Origin of the sequence: Paenibacillus sp. WLX2291 (assembly GCF_046603665.1) — a bacterium.
GTDB lineage: Bacteria > Bacillota > Bacilli > Paenibacillales > Paenibacillaceae > Saccharibacillus.
In genome coordinates this window covers 4,707,711-4,730,468 of the sequence record NZ_CP176755.1, presented here as the reverse complement: position 1 = coordinate 4,730,468, position 22,758 = coordinate 4,707,711, and the positions used below count along the sequence as shown (strand labels likewise).

The 22,758-nt window shown below is 49.0% G+C and carries 13 protein-coding genes; all 13 read left to right on the top strand.

The features are described 5' to 3' along the window. Positions 1-6 precede the first annotated feature (6 nt). The 13 genes from ACDE64_RS20265 (at position 7) to ACDE64_RS20205 (ending at position 22,719) form a co-directional block, all read left to right on the top strand. Positions 7-900 (top strand): phosphoribosylaminoimidazolesuccinocarboxamide synthase, encoded by an 894-nt coding sequence (locus tag ACDE64_RS20265; protein WP_411343881.1) that lies wholly within the window; start codon positions 7-9, stop codon positions 898-900. A 518-nt stretch (positions 901-1,418) separates the two neighbouring features. Beyond that, on the top strand, positions 1,419-1,664 hold the full coding sequence (gene purS, locus ACDE64_RS20260; RefSeq protein WP_367064498.1) for a phosphoribosylformylglycinamidine synthase subunit PurS: 246 nt from the start codon (positions 1,419-1,421) through the stop codon (positions 1,662-1,664). 4 nt (positions 1,665-1,668) lie between these two features. Then, a complete protein-coding gene (gene purQ / locus ACDE64_RS20255; protein WP_411348063.1) occupies positions 1,669-2,358 on the top strand; it encodes a phosphoribosylformylglycinamidine synthase subunit PurQ in 690 nt (229 codons plus the stop codon). Further along, positions 2,336-4,585 carry a phosphoribosylformylglycinamidine synthase subunit PurL gene (purL, locus tag ACDE64_RS20250; RefSeq protein WP_411348062.1) on the top strand — a complete coding sequence of 750 codons (2,250 nt, stop codon included), beginning with the start codon at positions 2,336-2,338 and terminating at the stop codon, positions 4,583-4,585. Before purQ ends, purL begins: the two co-directional genes overlap by 23 nt. Beyond that, positions 4,570-6,051 (top strand): amidophosphoribosyltransferase, encoded by a 1,482-nt coding sequence (gene purF, locus ACDE64_RS20245; RefSeq protein WP_411343878.1) that lies wholly within the window; start codon positions 4,570-4,572, stop codon positions 6,049-6,051. The genes purL and purF overlap by 16 nt, the downstream gene beginning before the upstream one ends. A 799-nt stretch (positions 6,052-6,850) precedes the next feature. After that, on the top strand, positions 6,851-7,894 hold the full coding sequence (gene purM, locus ACDE64_RS20240; protein ID WP_411348061.1) for a phosphoribosylformylglycinamidine cyclo-ligase: 1,044 nt from the start codon (positions 6,851-6,853) through the stop codon (positions 7,892-7,894). After that, complete coding sequence (purN, locus tag ACDE64_RS20235) at positions 7,894-8,514, top strand: phosphoribosylglycinamide formyltransferase (protein WP_411348060.1); 621 nt, start codon at positions 7,894-7,896, stop codon at positions 8,512-8,514. The genes purM and purN overlap by 1 nt, the downstream gene beginning before the upstream one ends. A 141-nt stretch (positions 8,515-8,655) precedes the next feature. Further along, entirely contained in the window at positions 8,656-10,203 is a 1,548-nt protein-coding gene (purH, locus tag ACDE64_RS20230; RefSeq protein WP_411348059.1) for a bifunctional phosphoribosylaminoimidazolecarboxamide formyltransferase/IMP cyclohydrolase, read from the top strand. 40 nt (positions 10,204-10,243) lie between these two features. Continuing rightward, positions 10,244-11,524: a phosphoribosylamine--glycine ligase gene (purD, locus tag ACDE64_RS20225; protein ID WP_411348058.1), complete on the top strand. Its 1,281-nt coding sequence runs from the start codon at positions 10,244-10,246 to the stop codon at positions 11,522-11,524. 529 nt (positions 11,525-12,053) lie between these two features. After that, positions 12,054-12,821: an RHS repeat domain-containing protein gene (locus ACDE64_RS20220; protein WP_411348057.1), complete on the top strand. Its 768-nt coding sequence runs from the start codon at positions 12,054-12,056 to the stop codon at positions 12,819-12,821. Beyond that, positions 12,821-21,403: a polymorphic toxin-type HINT domain-containing protein gene (locus ACDE64_RS20215; RefSeq protein ID WP_411348056.1), complete on the top strand. Its 8,583-nt coding sequence runs from the start codon at positions 12,821-12,823 to the stop codon at positions 21,401-21,403. The genes ACDE64_RS20220 and ACDE64_RS20215 overlap by 1 nt, the downstream gene beginning before the upstream one ends. Positions 21,404-21,414: 11 nt before the next feature. Continuing rightward, the gene (locus ACDE64_RS20210) at positions 21,415-21,819 is read left to right on the top strand and encodes a hypothetical protein (RefSeq protein ID WP_411348055.1); all 405 of its coding nucleotides are present in this window, start codon (positions 21,415-21,417) and stop codon (positions 21,817-21,819) included. Positions 21,820-22,164: 345 nt separating this feature from the next. Next, entirely contained in the window at positions 22,165-22,719 is a 555-nt protein-coding gene (locus tag ACDE64_RS20205; protein WP_411348054.1) for an RHS repeat-associated core domain-containing protein, read from the top strand. The last annotated feature ends 39 nt before the right edge of the window (positions 22,720-22,758 follow it).

The window sequence follows — 22,758 nt, the reverse complement described above, 5'->3', positions numbered from 1 at the left end:
GATGACATGACAGCACAGGCATTATCTACGGCAGCGGAACTGATCGACGCGCCGCTGATCTACAAAGGCAAAGTACGTGAGCTGTATGATCTGGGCGAGCATCTGCTCATCGTCGTTACCGACCGCATATCTGCATTTGACTACGTACTGGAACCGCCAGTTCCGCACAAGGGCGAAGTACTCAATCGTCTTAGCGCCTACTGGTTCGGCGAAACGAAGCAACTGCTCGACAACCATGTCGTGCATATCGATGTCGATATTCTTGGTGACATCGTGCGCGATCCCGACGCTCTGCGCAACCGGATCATGGTCACACGCAAAGCGGAGCGGATTGATATCGAATGCGTCGTTCGCGGCTACATCACGGGCGGCGGCTGGCGTCAGTATCAGCAAACAGGTGAAGTCAACGGCATCCCGCTGCCACCAGGTCTGCGCAAAAATGATCAATTCCCAGAGCCGCTGTTTACCCCAGCTGCCAAAAACGATGTCGGTCACGACGAAGACATTTCTTTTGCCCAAATGCAAGAACAGGTCGGTGAAGAACTGGCAGAACAGCTACGCGACAAAAGTATCCAGCTGTACGAATACGCGCGTAAGCAATGCCAACAGCACGGCATCATCCTCGCCGACTGCAAATTCGAATTCGGCTTGATCGACGGACAACTGATCCTGATCGACGAAATCTTCACCCCAGATTCCTCGCGCTTCTGGGCAAAAGAAAACTATGCACTCGACATCGAAATCGACAGCATGGACAAAGAACCGGTACGCACCTACCTGGCAAGCACCGACTGGGACAAAAACAGCCCCCCAGCCCCCTTACCAGCCGAAGTCGTCCAAACCACATCCACCCGCTACCTCACCATCTATGAAAAACTAACCGGCTCCAAACTTTCGTAGCCCGTTCATTTACGAATAGGAACAGAACGAGCCAGCACACAAGTGGAGAATAGCGCAAAAAGTAAAGAAATAAAGAAGTGAACAAGCAAACTCAAATGAATCACTCCATACAATTCCAGCAACACGCATAACAATCAATTTTTTAACAAACCAATCTCTAAAATTGTTTTAAAGTAATTTCTCTTTATCTTTTACAACTGCTACACCTTCAAAACATGAATGTTTACACCAGTACCGTTTGCCGATAGGATCAGGACGTATGCGCCCGTTCAATATAATTCAGAAGCACGGAGCGCAGGGAAGGGAATAAGGGAAAAGGACGACTTTGGAGGGGCGTGAATCTACAAGTAACGATCTCATCCGTAGATTCGCGCGGCTCCACCGGAGTTCCGTTCCCTTATCCCTTCCGGGAGCGGACACTCTCACCCAATCCAACAGTCCGCCCCACCACCCTGATCCACCCAAACAAAACCAAGTAAAATTCCAGCCCCACCCACCACTAAGGAGGAACACCACCCATGATCAAAGCGACAGTCCACGTGACCATCAAAGAAAGCGTACTCGACCCGCAGGGAGCAACCGTACAGGGCGCTCTGCATACACTCGGCTTTAATGAAGTGGAAAGCGTACGGATCGGCAAATTTATGGAGATCGAGCTGGACACCGACAACCGCGAAGAAGCGGAACAGCGCCTGAAAGTAATGTGCGAGAAGCTGCTTGCCAATACGGTCGTTGAAAATTACCGATTTGAACTGGAGGGTTAATCCCATGAAATTTGCGGTACTTGTATTCCCTGGTTCCAACTGTGATATCGACTGCTTCAAAGCGGTAGAAGAAACGCTGGGCGAGCCGGTTGATTATGTATGGCACACGGCGACAGACCTGTCTGCGTACGACTGTATTCTAGTTCCGGGTGGGTTCTCTTATGGTGACTACCTGCGCTGCGGCGCCATTTCCCGTTTTGCACCAGTCATGGCAGAAGTGATCAAAGCCGCCGAGCAAGGCAAATACGTACTCGGCATCTGCAACGGATTCCAGATTTTGACCGAAGCACATCTGCTGCCGGGCGCGCTGCTGCGTAACGAATCGATGAAATTTCGCTGTCATGATACCGTATTGACGGTAACGAACAACCAGACGCCATTTACACGGGATTATGAGCAAGGCGAAGAGATTATCATCCCGATTGCACATGGTGAAGGTAACTACTACTGCGACGAAGCGACGCTGGAACAGCTGAAAAGCAACAACCAAATCGTCTTCCAATACGGCGAGAATCCAAACGGCTCGTTGCACGATATCGCGGGCATCAGCAATGAACGTGGCAATGTAGTCGGTATGATGCCGCATCCAGAGCGCGCGGTTAATGAACTGCTTGGCACGACAGACGGCAAGAAAATGTTCACATCTATTTTGAAAGCCTGGAGGGATCAACATGACGCAGCAAACATCCGTTAAGGAACCGACGGCGGAGCAAGTCGCAGAACAGAAACTGTATCAACAAATGGGTGTCTCGGACACCGAATTCGATCTGATCTGCGGTTTCCTCGGACGTAAACCGAACTACACGGAAATCGGCGTATTCAGTGTAATGTGGTCGGAACATTGCGCGTACAAAAATTCCAAACCGCTGCTGAGACGTTTCCCGACCGATGGTCCGCGTGTCCTGATGGGACCGGGCGAAGGTGCAGGGATCGTCGATATCGGCGACAACCAGGCAGTCGTTTTCAAAATCGAAAGTCATAACCATCCATCCGCAGTGGAGCCGTATCAAGGCGCAGCTACCGGTGTGGGCGGCATTATCCGCGATATTTTCTCGATGGGTGCGCGCCCGATCGCTTCGCTGAACTCCCTGCGTTTCGGTAAGCTGGAGAGCGAACGCGTGAAGTATCTGTTTGAGCATGTTGTGGCTGGTATCGCTGGCTACGGCAACTGTATCGGCATCCCGACTGTTGGCGGCGAAGTCATGTTCGACGAGAGCTATGAAGGTAATCCGCTCGTCAACGCAATGTGCGTCGGTCTGATCGATCATGATAAAATCCAACGCGGCGTTGCCAAAGGCGTCGGCAACCCGGTGTTCTATGTAGGTCCACCAACTGGACGCGATGGTATCCACGGAGCGACCTTTGCATCGGAAGAATTGACCGAAGAATCCGAAGCACGCAAGACGGCGGTACAGGTCGGCGATCCATTTATGGAAAAGCTGGTGATGGAATCCTGTCTCGAACTGATCGATACCGGCATCGTACTCGGTATTCAGGATATGGGTGCAGCTGGTCTGACGTGCTCTAGTTCGGAAATGGCGAGCAAAGCGGGCAACGGTCTGGAGCTGTATCTGGATCAGGTGCCGCAGCGTGAAGAAGGCATGACTCCTTACGAAATGATGCTGTCTGAATCACAGGAGCGTATGCTGTTCGTCGTTGAGCCGAAGGACGAAGCACAGGCGATGGAAATCTTTGAGCGTTGGGGCGTTATTTGTGCCAAAGTCGGTAAAGTAACGGACGATGGTCGTCTGAAGCTGTTCCATCATGACGAGCTTGTTGGCGACATGCCAGTTCATGCACTGGTTGACGAATGCCCAATCTATAACAAGCCATCCTCGGTTCCGGCTTATTATGAGCAAATGGCATCTATTGACACTGCTGCTTACGACGAAGTGACCGATCTGTCCGGCGCATTACGATCCGTGCTGGCTTCGCCAACGGTAGCAAGCAAAGCATGGGTATATGACCAGTACGATTACATGGTACGCACAAGTACAGCGGTACGTCCTGGTTCGGATGCGGCAGTTGTACTTGTAAACGGCACACGCAAAGCGCTGGCGATGACGACCGATTGTAACTCCCGCTTTGTATACCTTGATCCCGAAGTGGGCGGCAAAATCGCGGTTAGCGAAGCGGCACGCAATATCGTCTGCTCCGGTGCCGAACCGCTTGCCATTACGGACAACCTGAACTTTGGTAGTCCAGAAAAGCCAGAAATTTTCTGGCAAATGGAACAGTCCGTTGAAGGCATGGCAACTGCCTGCCGCGCACTGGAAACGCCAGTTATCGGCGGTAATGTCAGTCTGTACAATGAAAATACACGCGGCTCCATCTACCCGACACCGGTTGTCGGCATGGTTGGACTCGTTCACGATACCGATCATATTACAACACAAGGCTTCAAGCAGAATGGCGACGTCATCTTCTTGCTGGGTGAAACGAAAGCCGAACTCGGCGGCAGTGAATTCCAGTATGTCGTGCATGGCAAGACCGAAGGTCGTCCGCCGGCACTGGATCTAGTTATTGAAAAACAACTGCTGGATGGTGTGCTAGGCGCGATTCAAGCTGGTCTGGTACAATCTGCACACGATCTGTCTGAAGGCGGTTTGGCGGTTGCACTGGCAGAATCATGTATTAGCGGCAAACTGGGCGCTGCGCTTGAACTAACATCTGGCGGATTGCGTCACGATCTGCTGCTGTTCAGCGAATCCCAATCCCGCATTTTGCTATCGGCAACCGCGGAGCAAGCAGATGCACTGCAAAGTCGATTGCAAGCTGCTGGAGTACCGATCACTCGTATCGGTACGGTGACACAGGAACAACAACTACAAATCCAAGTGGACGGCAAACAAGTCCTGACAGAAGAAGTGAAATCACTTCGTCAGGTCTGGGAGGATGCGATTCCATGTCTGATGAATTAAATCAGCATCAACTGTGGACCGGCGACTATTATAATCAGGGAACCGGACCCAATGATATTTTTGATACGTTAAAAGAGGAATGCGGCGTCTTCGGTGTCTACGGACACCCGGGGGCCGCTTCCCTGTCTTATTATGGTTTGCACGCCCTTCAACATCGTGGCGAGGAAAGCTGCGGTATCTGCGTCAGCGACCGTACCCAGTTTAATTACCATCGCGGAATGGGACTGGTAAAGGAAGTGTTTGACAAGGATATTATGAGCGGATTGACCGGCGACATCTCTGTCGGTCATGTACGCTATTCGACTAGCGGTAGCAGTCATCTGGGCAACGCTCAGCCGCTCGTATTCCGTTACCGTGCAGGCGAATTGGCACTGGCGACGAACGGTAATATCGTCAACGCTCCGCAGATTCGGCGCGAGCTGGAGGAAATGGGTTCTATTTTCCAAACGACCAGTGATACCGAAGTGGTCGCGCATCTGATCGCTCGTTCGCCGAAGCCATTGGTGGAAGCGGCGAAGGATGCGTTCCGCCGGATCGTAGGCGGATTTGCCTTTATGGTGATGACGAACGGACAACTGATCGTTGCCAGTGATCCGAACGGATTGCGTCCGCTAACGATGGGACGACTGGGTGACGCGTATATTTTCGCTTCCGAAACGTGTGCTCTGGAAACGATTGGTGCTGAACTGGTACGCGATGTACAGCCGGGCGAATTGCTCGTATTGAACGAAGACGGATTACAAGAAGACACATATATCGAACAGCCTCAGCGTAAAGCACTCTGCTCGATGGAATATATTTATTTTGCCCGCCCGGATAGCGATATGAATGGCTCCAACCTGCATTCTGCCCGGAAACGGATGGGTTCCGTAATGGCGCGAGAATCGTTTGTCGATGCGGATCTAGTGACCGGTGTACCGGATTCCAGTATCTCCGCCGCGATCGGTTATGCCGAGCAGACAGGCATTCCGTACGAGCTGGGCATGATCAAAAATAAATACACCGGACGTACCTTTATCCAGCCTAGTCAAGAACTGCGCGAGCAGGGCGTAAAGATGAAGCTGAGCGCCGTCCGCCGTGTCGTGGAAGGCAAGCGTGTCGTGATGATCGACGATTCCATCGTACGCGGCACCACGTCGCGCCGGATCGTCAACATGCTACGCGATGCAGGAGCGACCGAGGTACATGTGCGAATCACCTCACCACCTTTCAAAAATCCATGCTTCTACGGCATCGATACCCCGGATCGCCGCGACCTGATCGCGTCATCCAAAACCGTCGAAGAAATCCGTCAGGAGATCAACGCCGATTCACTCGCCTTTTTGAGCAATACCGGCTTGATCGAAGCAGTCGCTGGCGATAATCGCGGCGACTACAAAGGCGGCATGTGCATGGCGTGCTTTGACAACGACTACCCGACTCAAGTGGACTTCGGTGGCGAAGAACAATTCGGATGTGGGTGCTGACGGAATTACGCTGGGTGGAATAGGGGATGGGGATTGGTGTGGCACCGCTTCGGGGAAGGATATAGGCTGCCGATCGCGGGTTGAAATCGGGTGCCTTGGATTGGGTAACCCCTTGTAGAGGAAGGCACCCGATTTCAAAGGCGATCTATAGCCTATTTCCTTCCCCTCCGCTCCACACGCTCCCCATCCTATTCCAATAGCAAATTCGTTAGATCGGTTGGGGCAGTAGGGAAAGATAAGGATGATACATTATAATCAAAACCAACATCCTGACCAAACACGACCAATACAAAGAGAATACCGGATACGGAGTCTAAACCTATAAATAGCACGGAATCAACACAATCTTCAACAGCAAAATAACTAAAACAATCACAGCAATCAAACCGACTCATCAATATAACCGACCAAGAGATATAGTCAATTCCACCATTCTCAAACGAGTCATTTCTAGTCCTATATCTCTAACTATTTCCTGTTTATTCTCTAATCCTATTTCTCTAAATCTTTAATCTCTAATCTCTACCAATCTCTTCCCATTACCACCCCACCCAAAGTTCGGAGCTTGGGTTTGGAGGGGGAAGGGGATCGTTGCACGTAGCGGAGGGAATGGAATCGTTCCGGGCGGAGCATTTGCGGACCGGCTTTTTACGACTCTTGTCATCATTCGGAAAAAGCCGGTCTGCAACGGCGAAGCCCGAACGATCCATTCCCGCAGCGCTGTAGCAACAGAACCCCCCATCCCCTCCACCGCCCCCCAACTCCGCAAATATTTCAACAGATGAAAGGTGCGATCACAGTGTCAGAAGCTTATAAAAATGCCGGTGTCGATATCGCGGCAGGCAATGAAGCGGTTGAACGGATGAAAAAGCATGTCAAAACGACGTTTCGCCCGGAAGTGATGACAGACCTCGGCGGCTTTGGTGCGCTGTTTGGACTGAATAAGGATAAGTATGAGGAGCCAGTACTCGTTTCCGGTACAGACGGTGTTGGTACGAAGCTGAAGCTCGCTTTTGCGATGGATAAGCACGATACGATCGGGATCGATGCAGTTGCCATGTGTGTAAACGACATCGTGGTGCAAGGGGCAGAACCGCTCTTTTTCCTTGATTATCTTGCCTGTGATCGGGTCATTCCCGAAAAGATTGAAGCGATCGTCTCCGGTATTGCGGACGGTTGTCGTCAATCCGGTTGTGCGCTGATTGGCGGCGAGACAGCGGAGATGCCGGGTATGTATTCGGAAGGTGAATACGATATCGCTGGTTTCACAGTAGGTATCGTGGATAAGCCAAAAGTCATTACAGGCAGCGATATCGCAGCAGGCGATGTTGTAATCGGCTTGGCATCAAGCGGCGTACACAGTAACGGATTTTCCCTTGTGCGCAAGCTGCTGCTGGAAGATGGTGGTTATGAATTGACAGCACAGGTAGCAGAACTGGATAATGCCGTGCTGGGACATGTATTATTGGAGCCGACGCGCATTTATGTGAAGTCGTGTCTTGCGCTGCAACAAGCGGTACAGGTCAACGGCATGGCGCATATTACAGGTGGCGGTTTTATTGAGAATATTCCACGGATGTTGCCGGATGATGTAAATGTAGATATCGAATATGGAAACTGGCCGATCCTGCCGATTTTCCAATTGATGCAAGCGAAGGGCGGCATTAGCAACCGCGATATGTTCACAACCTTTAACATGGGGATCGGTATGGTGATTGTCGTTCCAGCGGAACAGGCGGAGCTGGCATTGAGCGTGCTACAAGAACAGGGCGAAGAAGCTTATCTCATCGGTAACGTCACGGAAGGACAGAAGATCGTCACCTTTACCGGAGCGGATGTATAATGAACGTATGTAAGATCGCGGTATTTGCGTCCGGTCAGGGCAGTAATTTTCAGGCGCTTGTGCATGCGCAGCGCAGCGGATTGCTGGGGTCGGCGGAAGTCGAACTGCTCGTATGCGACAAGCCGGCAGCACCGGTCGTAGAGCGTGCACAGCGGGCAGGGATAGATACGTTTGTCTTTCAGCCAAAGGAATATGACAGTCGGGAAGCGTACGAACTGGATATTCTGAGTGAATTGGCGAAGCGAAATATTGACCTGATCGTGCTGGCGGGCTATATGCGTTTGCTGACGCCGACGCTGGTGAATCCATACATGGGGCGGATGATTAATATTCATCCGTCGCTGCTGCCTGCTTTTGCCGGTAAGGATGCGATCGGGCAGGCGCTGGATTATGGTGTGAAATTGACCGGAATTACAGTTCATTTTGTTGATAATGGTATGGATACGGGTCCGATCATCGCGCAGCAGCCTGCACATATTCACCCGGATGATACGGCGGAGACGCTGGCAGAGCGGATTCACAAGATCGAACAGACGCTATACCCGCGCGTCGTATCACAGATTGCTGCTGGTAAAGTACGACTTGCCGAAGATGGCAGACATGTAATTGTAGAGCAGTGAATAGAGGATTGCGAGAAGCTTTTGATAACGTATAGGGGACTGGCTTGTTATGTGGAGCAAGATATACCTGTATATTTGCCCAAACTGATAGCTAGTCAATGAACGATTTCTGTTTCCACTACAAAGGAGGAATTTTCAATCATGACGATCAAACGTGCGCTTGTCAGCGTATCCGATAAAACAGGTGTAGTCGATTTCTGCCGCGAATTATCGCAACTAGGTGTAGAGATCATTTCCACTGGTGGTACCAAAAATCTGCTTGCTGATGCAGGCGTGCCCGTCATCGGTATTTCCGAAGTGACCGGGTTCCCCGAAATTCTGGACGGACGTGTGAAAACACTGCATCCGGCTGTACATAGCGGTCTGCTGGCAATTCGTGACAGTGAAGAGCATCAGCAGCAAATGAAGAAACTGGAGCTGGGCTACATCGACCTCGTGGTCGTAAACTTGTATCCATTCCAAGAGACGGTCTCCAAGCCGGATGTCGCTTATGAAGACGCGATTGAAAATATTGATATCGGCGGACCAACGATGCTGCGCAGTGCTGCCAAAAACCATGCTTTTGTGACGGTTGTAGTGGATGCAGGCGACTACGCAACTGTACTGGACGAAGTACGCAGTGAAGGCGATACGACGCTGGATACGCGCAAGCAGCTTGCTGCCAAAGTATTCCGTCATACTGCGGCTTACGACTCCCTGATCTCCGATTATTTGGCAGAAGTATTGGAAACGCCGTTCCCTGAACGGTATACCGTGACGTATGAGAAAATTCAAGATCTGCGCTACGGCGAGAATCCGCATCAAAGCGCCGCTTTTTACCGCAAGCCGCTGGCTTCGGCAGGCACGCTGACTACCGCAGAGCAGCTGCATGGCAAAGAATTGTCGTACAACAATATCAACGATGCCAATGCTGCACTCCAGATCGTCAAAGAATTTACCGAACCGGCGGTTGTAGCCGTCAAGCATATGAATCCATGTGGCGTAGGCGTAGGCTCCACGATCGCCGAAGCATACAACAAAGCGTACAACGCTGATCCGACTTCCATCTTCGGCGGCATCGTAGCAGCCAACCGCGTCATCGATGCGGAAACGGCGCAGCCGCTGAGCGAGATTTTCTTAGAGATCGTGCTGGCACCGGATTTCACACCGGAAGCGTTGGAGATTTTGACGAAGAAGAAAAATATCCGCCTGCTCAAAATGGGCGAATTCTCCTCGTCTGCTGATCGCAAACCGCAACAGATCGTGACTGAAGTGGAAGGCGGCATGGTGGTACAGGAGAGCGATGTACATTCCATTACCGAAGCTGATCTGAACATCGTCACCAAGCGCGCACCGTCTGCGGAAGAGATGAAGCAATTACTGTTCGGCTGGAAAGTCGTCAAGCATGTAAAATCGAATGCGATTGTACTCGCAGCTGACGATATGACAATTGGCGTTGGTGCAGGTCAGATGAACCGCGTCGGTGCTGCCAAAATCGCCATCGAGCAAGCTGGCGACAAAGCGAAAGGTGCCATTCTCGCATCGGATGCCTTTTTCCCAATGGGCGATACAGTGGAAGCGGCAGCGCAAGCAGGCATTACCGCGATCATTCAACCGGGCGGCTCGGTCAAAGACGAAGAGTCGATCAAAGCAGCCAACGAGCATGGCATCGCGATGGTGTTCACCAGCGTGCGCCATTTTAAACACTGATCAAGTAGCATCCCTATTTCCACGAACGGAGTGTGACATTATGGATATTCTCGTCATCGGCAGCGGCGGACGTGAACATACAATCGTATGGTCGCTGTCCCAAAGTCCACAAACCGACAACATTTATTGTGCACCAGGCAATGCAGGCATCGGGCAAATCGCCGAGTGTGTACCGATTTCTGTACATGAATTTCAAAAACTAGCTGATTTTGCTGCTGACAAGCAGGTTGGGCTAGTTGTCGTTGGTCCAGACGATCCACTTGCTGACGGTATCGTCGATGTATTCGAAGCGCGCGGCATTCCGGTCTACGGTCCACGTCAAAATGCCGCTATTATCGAAGGCAGCAAAACCTTTATGAAAGACCTGCTGCACAAATACAATATCCCTACCGCCGCGTATGCCAAGTTCGACACATACGAAGCGGCACTGGACTATTTGCAGCAGCAGCCCGTTCCTATCGTTATCAAGGCGGATGGTCTGGCAGCTGGTAAAGGCGTTACTGTCGCACGCAGTATGGATGAAGCCGTGGATGCGCTACAGGCGATTATGCAGGATAAAGTATTTGGCGAAGCAGGCAGTCGCGTCATTATTGAGGAGTTTATGGAAGGGCAGGAGATGTCGATCCTAGCCTTTGTCGACGGTGAAACCGTGCGTGTGATGCCTGCCGCTCAGGACCATAAGCCTGTCTATGATCATGATCAAGGTCCCAATACTGGCGGTATGGGCACCTATTCACCATTGCCGCATATTGATCAGCAGATTATCGACGAAGCGATTGCCGACATTATCATTCCAACTGCCAATGCGATGGTCTCGGAAGGTCGTCCATTTCAAGGCGTATTGTTCGCTGGTCTGATGATCACCCCGGATGGCAAGCCGAAGACGGTCGAGTTTAACGCCCGTTTTGGCGATCCAGAAACGCAGGTGGTGCTGCCACGCTTGAAGACGGATCTGCTGGATATTTTTCTGGCAACCGTGAACGGTACGCTGGCAGATATTGAGATTGAGTGGAGCGATGAAGCAGCGGTATGCGTCATTCTTGCTTCTGGCGGTTACCCGGCATCGTATCCGAAGGGCTTGCTGATCTCGGGACTGGATAAGATCGATACCAAGCAAGCACTTGTTTTTCATGCAGGGACAGGTATAGGTAGCAATGGCGAGATCGTCACTAACGGTGGTCGTGTTCTCGGTGTTGTCGGTCTAGGTCAAAATATTGCTTCCGCGCGTGCCAACGCTTACGCACAGGCGGAGCAGATTACGTTTGAAGGCAAGCATCAGCGTAGCGATATCGCTGCCAAAGCACTGGTTGAACAAGGTTAATGTTATTGTTTGCTTGGATTATTTTGGGGTCATGTCATGAGTCCGATTGCTCATTAGCTGTAATTGGATAAATAATGAAATCGCCATTTATATGGTGTAGTTGAATGTTCTGCTCGTATGGATACTGTGGCTCAGTACTCTCTGTGATGCAGTTCCATTCTGCTATCCATGTAAATGGCTTTTTGCTATGGATTCATCATGAATGGGAAGCGGCGAAACATGATACAAATGGCTCATATTCTTCATTTACCCACCTAAAAATTAAAATTTTTGGTGATTATACCGATAAAAGGGTTAGGCTTTCCAATATACATAGAGATTGTTACGCTAGCTTCTTAACGAAGACAGCAACAGAGTGTGCTGTCACCCATCATTTTTCACGCAGCTTCCCAATTGAAGTTTGATCAGACTGGAAAAGGATAAAACAAGCAGAAACGGAGGGATCCAAAGCAAGCAAGGGACACGTCTGTCCATAGAAGCTAGCACGTAACCTTGGAATAGCCAGAAATGGACAAGGGAGCGAATGCACTTGAATTTAGCACGATTACGATGGAAATCGCTGGCAGCGATACTGGTAGGACTATCTGTTCTTACCGCTAGCGCGTCTGCTTATGCAGCCGATTATACTTATGACGATCTGAACCGAGTCACCTCGGTAGACAAAGACGGCAAACAAACGACGTATACGTACGATCATGGTGGTAACCTGCTCAGTGTGACGTCGACTAGCAAACCTGCTGTACAGAAAAGCAATATCGTTTCCGGCTGGACTGCGTATATGACCAAAGGCATGAAAGCCCAATACGAGACGACAACAGCTAATGTTTCCAATGATACTCACGTTACCTATGCACCGTCTGTAGTAGAAAATGTATATGGTGATACATCGTCGACCGTTGCAGCTGACGTGTATGAGCCAAGCGATAGCAATCTGACCGCGCAACTGATTACGCTGGACGCCAAGCGTAGTGGTGGAGCTAACATTTACCGCGATATCCCGGTTCAGGGTGGTACAAGCTATACGTACGAGGGCTGGGTGAAGACCGATGAGATGAAGGATGCGGTCGTGCAGGTCATCGTCAATTATTACGATGGCAACAAACGCTTGATTCGCTACGACAATCTGCTTAACTTGAGACAAAATACTGGCTGGACTAGCTACAACGCCAATCTGACTGCCCCATCTGGCGCTGTCAAAGCACGCGTTCATTTGCAAATCGTGTTGCTGAAGGCAAACGGACACGCCAAAGCCGGTTTTGCTGACCGTACCTTCAGCAAGGCAGGGGGCAGTCAGTGATGAATATAAGAAATTGCTTAAAAGTAGTAGCATTAGCAGCGATATTGGTTGTTTCCTTGTTCATATTCAAACAACCAGCTGCTGAGGCAGCGCTTGTAAATTCCTATACATTAGGTGCAGGACAAAGTGTAACCATTACACATTCTTATACTGCGGCTATGTCTATTTATCTGGATGGAACGTCATATGAATATGCTCGTTATATGGCAAATGGTGACGTAGCATCTTACAACGAAGATACAGGAAAAACAACACTGAATTTCCCAAAAGATTATACGATTGAGATCACGAACCTTTCTGGTTCCAATATGACGATTGATGCCAAAAGTAAACAAATTCAAGTGTACACAATTAGTTCTCACGCGCTTGAACGGATTACTTTAACGCCGGGTGGAAGCTATATTTTTGAGAATATGGATTCGGCGAGAAGCCAGAGTATACGAATTGGCGGAGTAAATGCCAATATCCATTTTGACAGTAACGGCTACTATGTACCAACATCTTTTGCACGTAATGCTTCTGGTGGTGTAGAGACGCTAAATGCAGGTACAAGAATCATTGTTACGAATCGTGATTCCAAAACGTACGATATATTTGGTGCGAGAAAAGTAATTCGTACTATATATTCATATACTCCTGCTGATTTCAGATACAATGTGGCTCCAAATACGTCGGTACAAGCGACCAACAAAACTGCCAATAACTATTATGTATATATGGATGGCGGAGTCTCGTATGAATTTATGATTTACGATGAAGATGGTTCATTATCCTCATCGGGGACGACCAAAACGACGAGCAAATTCGTCCGAGCGGGTCAGCGCTTTGTCATGACTAATGTTTCCGCTACGGCAATCACGGTATCGGGCGCATATCCCGCCTTTGACACAACAACGCAGGTCGAGCCGCCAATGGTCACCAAAACGCTGGCTCCTAACGCCAGCATCAAAGTGAAAAATAGCTCCAGCGATCAGATCAAGCTCTTGATGAACGGACTATACGAGCATGCCGAATACGACGCATCCGGCGATGTAGCAGAATACGATAATGGCAGCACGCTGTCCAACTATTTGCTACCAATCGGCAATACGGTTGTATTCACCAATCCGAGCAGTTCCACATCTATCACGATCAAGGTTCCGAAGGAGCAGACCCAGATTTCCGATTCCGCCAATCCGGCGTTGTATCGCTACAATCTGCCACCCGGCGGTTCACTGGAAGCAAGCAATCTGACACATAATAACGCAACCATTCAGGCAAATGGACGCTATGATTACGCGTTCTACGATAGCTTGGGCATTATCAAATACGATTCCTATCATCAAAGTAGTTATTTCCAACTGGCTAACGGTGAACGTGTCGCGTTTACTAACGTCGGCACAACGACAGATTTGATCTATGCTCCTTATGAAGCATTCCGATTCTCTTTCCGTACCCAGCCGATCACGTTCAAGCGTACGCTGGAAGCGGGACAGACGATCAAAGCAGTCAATACTTCCCGTTATTCGTTCCCTGTGACAGCGGACGGGCAGCATCATTATGTAGTATACGATCAGGCGGACAATCGTGTCGCTAGCTTTGGCAATCCGATCAAAGCCGATACGCATACCGTCACCAAAGAGCAAAAGGCTATTGTGACCAACAGCGACAATACCCCGCTGACCGTCTATGGTCCAGCCGATGCTTTCGATTGGAGCAACCGCTCCGAACCAGCATTGTACAAAGGATATTTGAACGCTGGGCAAAGTTTGAAACTGTCTAACAACAGTCCGGGCAATTTCAATTTGTATACAGAAGGCACCTATGATCAGGCTAGCTACAAAGCGGACAATTCGCTGCGCTCGCTGGATCATAACCGTACGCAAATCTCATTGCCATTTTATAGCGGCGAACGTGCCACATTGACCAATTCTGGGAATAGTCAATTTGTGCTGTTAACGCCATATGATGTCACGGCTGTACAATCCAGCGCCAACCCGGCACTACTGATCAAGCAGCTTGCCATCAACCAGAGTCTGGAGTTTGTTAACAAAGCGTCAAGCACCGAGCAGGTTTATTTTACTGGTCGCCATGATCTGATGGATTATGATCCTGCAGGCAAACCGAATAGTTATGTCAGACAGACGACAACAGGCTACCGTTCCGTAGATGCAAGTCAGCGATTAGCTGCGATGAATACGGACGAGAAACCAATTGAAGTGTACGCGGCATACGAATTATTTACCGATAACCAACGCACCACTCCTGTCACGTTCCGCAAAACGCTGACTAACGGGCAAAGTCTGAATCTGACCAATACGACAGACAAGTCGTTCAGTCTGTATTCCATCGGCGGCGTTTACGATTATGTAGAACGCAAAGCAAGTGGTGAGGTCGACGAGCTACAATTGATGAATGACGGTAAGCTCAAAGCCGTATCCGCAGGCTATAAGCTGGCGGTAACAGGCTCTGATACGACGCAGCCTGCGATTATCGAAGGACCTTACGATGCCTTTGATATCCAAAATAGAACCAACCCGACACTCATCAAACGCACACTGCAAGTTGGCGAATATATGGATGCCAGCAATATCGAAGCATTGGATTCATCTGTACGTCTGACAGGCGCATACAGTCTGGCTCGTTATGCAGCCGATGGTAGCCTAACAGCATATACGTATCGCGTAAATGGCGTGTCCACGCAAGAATTGCCTTCTGGTGGACGCATCGGTATTCAAAATAACGATACCGAAGACATGATCGTCTATGCACCATACGAGTCATTTACATTCAAAGACCGTCAACATCCAGTTACCTTTACGATGAATGTAGATTCGCAGCGCACGATTGCATTGGTACAAAATGTACTGTCCCCAGCCAATCTGTATACCGAAGGCACATATGATTATGCTCGCTATAGAGCGAGTGGGAATCCAGAAGATTATGCAGTTGCTGATACCGGAACAGTGCACGCACTATCCAAAGGCGACCGCTTTGTTATCTCGGGTGCAGCGGATCAGCAAGTGAAGCTGTCCGGTTCCTACGATGCTTTCCAGATCAATAATGTGGAAGGGCGACCAGTAACCGTCAAAACGCTGGAACCCGGCGAAAGCTATTCAATTCGTAACATTTCGCCAGGTGGATTCAATCTGCGGGTGAACGGAACGCATGCGTACCAGTTGTATAATGCAGCAGGTACGATGACTAGCAGCAACGACAGTACTACCGTGAGTACGCATACGTTGCAGCCATCCGTGCGCATCGTCGTGACTAACGTCGATACTGCACCAGTGACCGTCTACGCTCCAACGGAAGCGATTCGCATCACGCAGGGCAATGATCTGCTGATCAAATCGCTCAACAACGGACAAAGTATGAAAGCAGTCAACAACTCCGGCGGAACGGCTCGCTTGAGTGTAGATGGCACGTACGATGTCGCCGTATACGATGCTTCCGGTGAACCGAACGCCTCTTACGAGCGCTTGAGTACCGCAACTTCCGTTACCGTACCATCTGGTGGCTATGCCATTCTGACTGCACGCCAGACCGCAGCCACAACAGTCAATGCGAACAAAGACAATTTCTCTTTTGTCGATGCTGAGCATGAAGCGTTGTCCGTCTACAGTCTGGGTGCCGCCAATATGCTCAAATCACTGAATGTGACCAACAAAGCTCATACGTTGACAGTCAACGGTACATTCCATTATTGGATTGAACAAGCAGCCGAGCAACCGGGCAATGGTCCCGTTTCCATCGGTGGTGGCAATACCGCAATCGTACGCAATACAAGCGGCAAAACGGTAGACGTATACAGTCCATACGGTCTGTTCCGCTGGGAAGAAACGACCGATCCGGTCATCCCTGCACCGACACCAACGCCGCCGACAGGTCAGCCGGTCAGCTCGCTTGATCCCGGCAGCTATGATCCGCAAACGTTCTACGCTGATCCGATTGATACATCGACTGGCGCACAGATCATTAATAAAACAATGCTGTCCGCACATGGCAGTCTGGATATTCCATTCCAGGCACAATATTATTCTCTGCTGCAAGGCAATGGCACGATGGGCAAAGGTTGGAGTCATAACTATGCGATGCGCCTGCAAGAGAGTGCCAAAGACGGCAGCGTCAATCTATACTGGAACGATTTCCGGTATAATACCTTTACCCGGCAGGCAGACGGTAGTTATGTGTCCAGCCAGAAGGCGGTACGCAACGATCAATTGCTCAAAAACAAAGACGGCAGCTATAGCCTAAATCGATACGACCGTACGAATTTACAATTTTCCAAAGATGGCAAGCTGCAATCGATGGGCAATTCTGGCGGCATCACATTGAATATGCAATACAATGCCAGCGGCAAAATCTCTAGTGTGATCGAACCGGCAACAGGTGCCAAACTCGTACTGGATTACGATACTGCCGGACGCATCAGCTCCGTTGCAGATCAGTCGGGACGCAAGGCAAGCTTTGCCTACGATGATACCGGACGACTCATCACCTTGACATCTCCAAATGGAATCAAAGATGAATACACGTATAACAAAAATCATCAGATTCTGACTGGCAAGCTAGATGGTCAGCAAGTGTTCGCCAACAGTTACGACAGCAAAGGACGTATCCTGAAACAAACCGACGGTATCAACGGTCATCAGACGACGCTGTCCTACAGTCAGGATAATAATGGATTCACAACGACCATTACTGACCGTAACGGCAACGTACAGAAGCGTGTCCATGATGCCAATTATCAGCTTCTTCAAGTACAGGATGCACTGGAAGGTCAGACATCGTACACGTACGACAATCAGGGCAACCGTACGAGCATTACCAATGCGCTGAATCAGACGGCACGCTTTGTCTACGATGACAAAAACAATGTCGTCAAAGTGACCGATCCGTCCGGTCAATCTATGACTATGACCTACGATGGTCTTGGCAATTTGCTGAAAGCAACCGGACCAGATGGCAACAGCATTACGAGCACCTACGACAATCAGGGACGATTGCTGACGACAACCAACCCGGAAGGTCAAAGTGTCACCTATGCATACAACGATCAGGGGCTGCTCACCTCGGCAACCGATCCGCGTGGCGGCAAAACGCTGTACAGCTACGACGGTTTCCGATTGAACAAAGTCACCCAATCCACCGGCGAAGCCACACTCATCGGCTACGACAAGGCTGGTCGCATGACGACACAGACGGATGCCGCAGGCAATACAGCGAGTATCGTTTACAATGACAACGATCAACTGACGTCCGTTATCGACGAGCTGAATCATAAGAACAGCTACACGTACGACGGTCACGACAACCTGACCAGTGTGACAGATGCCAAAGGCAATGTGACCCGCTACACCTACGATGCTAACGGTCAATTGACAGGCATGACCAATGCACTGGGCGGCAAAATCGGTATCCAATACGATGCCGAAGGACGCATGACCGGTGTGACCGACCCGCTGAATCGCAAAACCGTCTTTGCCTACGATAAAGCCGGTCAACTGCTCAGCGAAACCAATGCGCAGGGTGCCAGCATCCGGTATGCGTACGACAAGCTTGGTCGTCCAACCGAAGCACGGGATGCACTCAACAACAAAATGTACACCGTGGAGTACGACACCGCTGGCAATCCGGTGAAAATGACCGATGCTCTCGGCAACACGTATACGAGTGCATATAACCAGCTGAACCAGCTCACCCAATCCGTCGATCCGCTGAACCGTAAAACGAACTACAGCTACGACAAATTGGGTCAACTGACCGACGTCAGCGATGCCATCCAAGGGCACACATCACAAGTAATGGATGCATTCGGACAGATCACCACCATGATGGATGCCAATGGAAATCAGGCACAATATCAATACGATCTGCTCGGTCGTCTGACGAATGAAAAAGACGCCGCAGGCGGCAGTCATACGTATGAATACAATACCGTCGGGCTGTTGAGCAAAGAAACCGACAAAAATGGACGTAATACGAACTACACCTACGATGCCGCAGGCAACCTGATCCAGTTTGCCGACCAAGCAGGCAACGTATCGTATCAGTACGACGAGAATGGAAACATCCTGTCCGTCACAGGCAGCGACGGCAAGGTGCTACGCCGCACATTCGATGCCCTCAACCGCGTCGAAACATATACTGACGGCGACGGTAATACCATCGGCTACAGCTACGATGCGGCGGGACAATTAACGACTTTGGCCTATCCAGACGGCAAAAAAGTACACTACACGTACGATACCGTCGGTCATATGTCCACCGTCACCGATTGGAACGGACGCAAAACGGCATACAGCTACGACGCCAACGGTCGCCTAACTTCCACGTCACGTGCAGACGGAACGAAAGAAACCCGTTCGTACAATGCCGCTGGACAATTGACTAGCCTGACCGTGCTGAACCCAGATGGCAGTGTTATGGTCGAAACGAGCTACACCTACGATGCCGCAGGTAACGTCATTCAAGAAGAGGGCGGCGAAGTCCAAAGCCCGCTCAATAGCGTAACCTACGACGTATACGGTCCAGGTCTGTCACCAGAACTGGAAGACGTCATGATCCAAAGCGGATTATCCGCTACAGCTGCACAAACGGAAGACAACGCCAGCGTCCAGCAGGATGTATACAACCCTTCCGCAGCAAACGGTAATGACACTGAAGCGAATCGTGGCGATGCTGAAAATGCCAATGGCAATACTGCAAATGATACCAATCAAGCTGCTAACGGCAAAACCAATAGAGCAGGAGAGCCAACAACCGTTACTGAAGACAGCTACGGATTGTATGGCGATTTGCAATTGGCATATACCGCAGACAACCGTCTGGCTACCGTCAACGGACAAGCGGTTCAATACGATGCTGAAGGTAATATGCTGCATGGTCCACTAACTGGTAGTATGCAAGACTATCGCTACGATGCTCGCAACCGCCTGATCCAAGCCGGTGGCGTAAGCTACGGATACGATAACGAAAATAACCGTAATTCCATTACTGTGAACGGTGTAATGACGAAGCAGATCATCAACCCACATGCCGTTCTGTCGCAAGTGCTGATGGAAACCGACGCTTCCGGCACACCGCAAGCATGGTATGTGTACGGTCAAGGACTCATCAGTCGCGAAGATGCCAGCGGCAATTACCAAACGTATCAGTACGACATGCGCGGTAGTACGATCGCTTTGACCGATAACAAAGGTCAAGTTACCGATACGTACACCTACGACACCTATGGCGAACAACTGGAGCACACCGGTGCAAGTGAACAACCATTCCAGTACAATGGACGTGACGGTGTACAGACGGATTCTAACGGTTTGTACCAGATGCGCGCGCGTTACTATAATCCAGAGATTAAGCGCTTCGTGAATCGCGATGTACTGACAGGCAGTATTGACAATGGACTCACGATGAACCGGTATGCGTATGTGAATGGCAATCCGGTATCGTATATTGATCCGTTTGGACTGAGTGCAGATGGAACCGACTGGTATATAACAGTAGGCGACGTTCTTGCAGATATGACTCCAATCGTAGGTTCCGCGAAGTCATGGCAGCAAGTGTTCACGGGTGTCAACTACGTAACAGGCGAGCAATTGACAATTGGCGATCGCGTGGCAGATGCTGCTGGTGGGATCACAGGTTTATTTCCTATCCCAGGTTCAAAATATGCAGGTAAATATACTGCCAAAGGGTTAATCTGGACAGGTGAGAAAGCTGTAGATGTATTCGGATGGAGTACCAAAGCTAAAAAGTCAGCAGGGAAGTTAGTGGATGGCTGTAACTGCTTTACAGCAGGTACAAAAGTGAAAACAGATCAAGGCGAGAAGAATATCGAAGATATTCAAGTTGGCGATCGGGTTCTCTCCAAAGACGAAGCAACCGGTAAAGAAGACTATAAGGCGGTTACAGCTACTTTCAATCACATGACTGAAGAAATCTATACGATTCATGTAGGCGATCAGGAGATTGAATCAACGTATAATCATCCATTCTGGGTGGAAGGGAAAGGATGGACATACGTCAAAGACTTGAAAGTTGGAGATTTGCTTGTCAAAGACGATGGAACTACGCTAGATATTAAAGATATTCAGCGTGAGGAACGACAGGTTAGAGTCTATAATATGACTGTCGCCGATTTCCATACGTATTTTGTAAGTGATCTTGGTATTTGGGTCCATAATACGAATAATGATAATTGCGATGTTAATGGTTTCATTAAGAGCTCAGGGGGAAGTGTAAGAAATCTTCTTAACTCTGTTAATCCCAGAGACTTTCTTAATGAAGCGTTAGAACAACAAGGTTTATCCAATATACCAAAAGAAATTAAGCATCGGTGGACTGCAAATAGCTACGTGTATGAAGTAAGGATACATGCTGGAGATCAAAGATATACAAATGCAGATACTATTTATAGAGTTTCAAGGAAGTCAGCTCCCAATCCTGATCCAAAAGTTCAAGGAAGTGGAACAGAGTACTTGGGTATGGATGGTAAGTGGTATAAAGAAAGTGTGTTAAAAGAGTTCAACAGAAAAAAAGAGCCGAATCCGAATTTTGATGTTGTAGGTTCAAAAAATACCCATATAGATTTGCCGTAGGAGAGGATATTATGTTTGTAATGACTTTAAATGATGTCAGAGAAGAAATGAATAAAATTAATTCGTTTCTAAGTCGATGCTTATGGATGGACTTTGAACTTTGTCAAATGAATGCATGGCAAGTTGTCTTATCAGGTAGTATAGATCCAAGTATTGACGAATATGCGATAGATATTGAGTTTGAAGAACCCTATTTTATTTCAAGCTTATTTTTATGGCATGCGGACACATCTAAAGTATTTATTGAGTTAGCAAATGAAGCTGAAATCATTGAAATGAATAAAAAATATAACGTGGAACAAGGTAATTATATTTTTAAAATAAATACAGAGGAGGCCAATATATCGCCTCTTATTATCATAGCTAAAAAAATTTCAGTTAAAATTCTAAATGAGGATCCTTTTCTGAAAGCTTAAATTTGATTAGATGACGAAAAAATGTGGTTGCTATATGCATAGATGTTATCTTTTTAAGGAAAGATAATGAAAAATATGTCGTATATAGAGATTAATTAAAAATTTTCTGTATTCACAAAAACCTATAAACCCCCATTCAGATTGTAATTAGACTGAATGGGGGTTCTTTGTTTACTTTTTTCTTTCTTTTGTATAAAAGACTGCTATGTGATGTTCTTAATTTTCTTATTAAGTTATTTTAGTAAAACAACTTAATGAAATGAGGATAAGCGTAATAAAGTTACAATAAACGGTATAACGACGAAGCAGGTCATTAACCCACATGCTGTTCTGTTGCAAGTGCTGATGGAAACTGACGCTTTTGGCACACCGCAAGCATGGTACGTGTACGGTCTGGGACTCATCAGTCGCGAAGATGGCAGCGGCAATTACCAAACCTACCTGTACGACATGCGCGGTAGCACCATTGCGCTGACCGACAACAATGGTCAAGTCACAGATACGTACACCTACGACACGTATGGAGAACAGCTGGAACAAACCGGTGCCAATGAGCAGCCATTCCAGTATAATGGAAGCGATAGTGTACAGACTGATGCCAACGGCTTGTACCAGATGCGTGCGCGCTACTACAATCCAGAGATCAAGCGCTTCGTAAACCGCGATGTACTGACGGGAAGTATTGATAATGGACTCACGATGAACCGGTATGCGTATGTGAATTCGGTGTCGTATATTGATCCGTTTGGACTCAGTGCAGATGGGGCGACATGGTGGCAAAGTGGTTTTAGCTACGGAGTCGATGCGTTACCGGGAGTAGGCACCGTGAAAGGGATTCAGGAAGTTTTTACCGGTGTGGATCTGATTACGGGACAGCAATTGTCGGTAGCCGATCGATAGTAGCTGGTGGAGGAACACTGTTAAGCTTCTTGCCAGGCA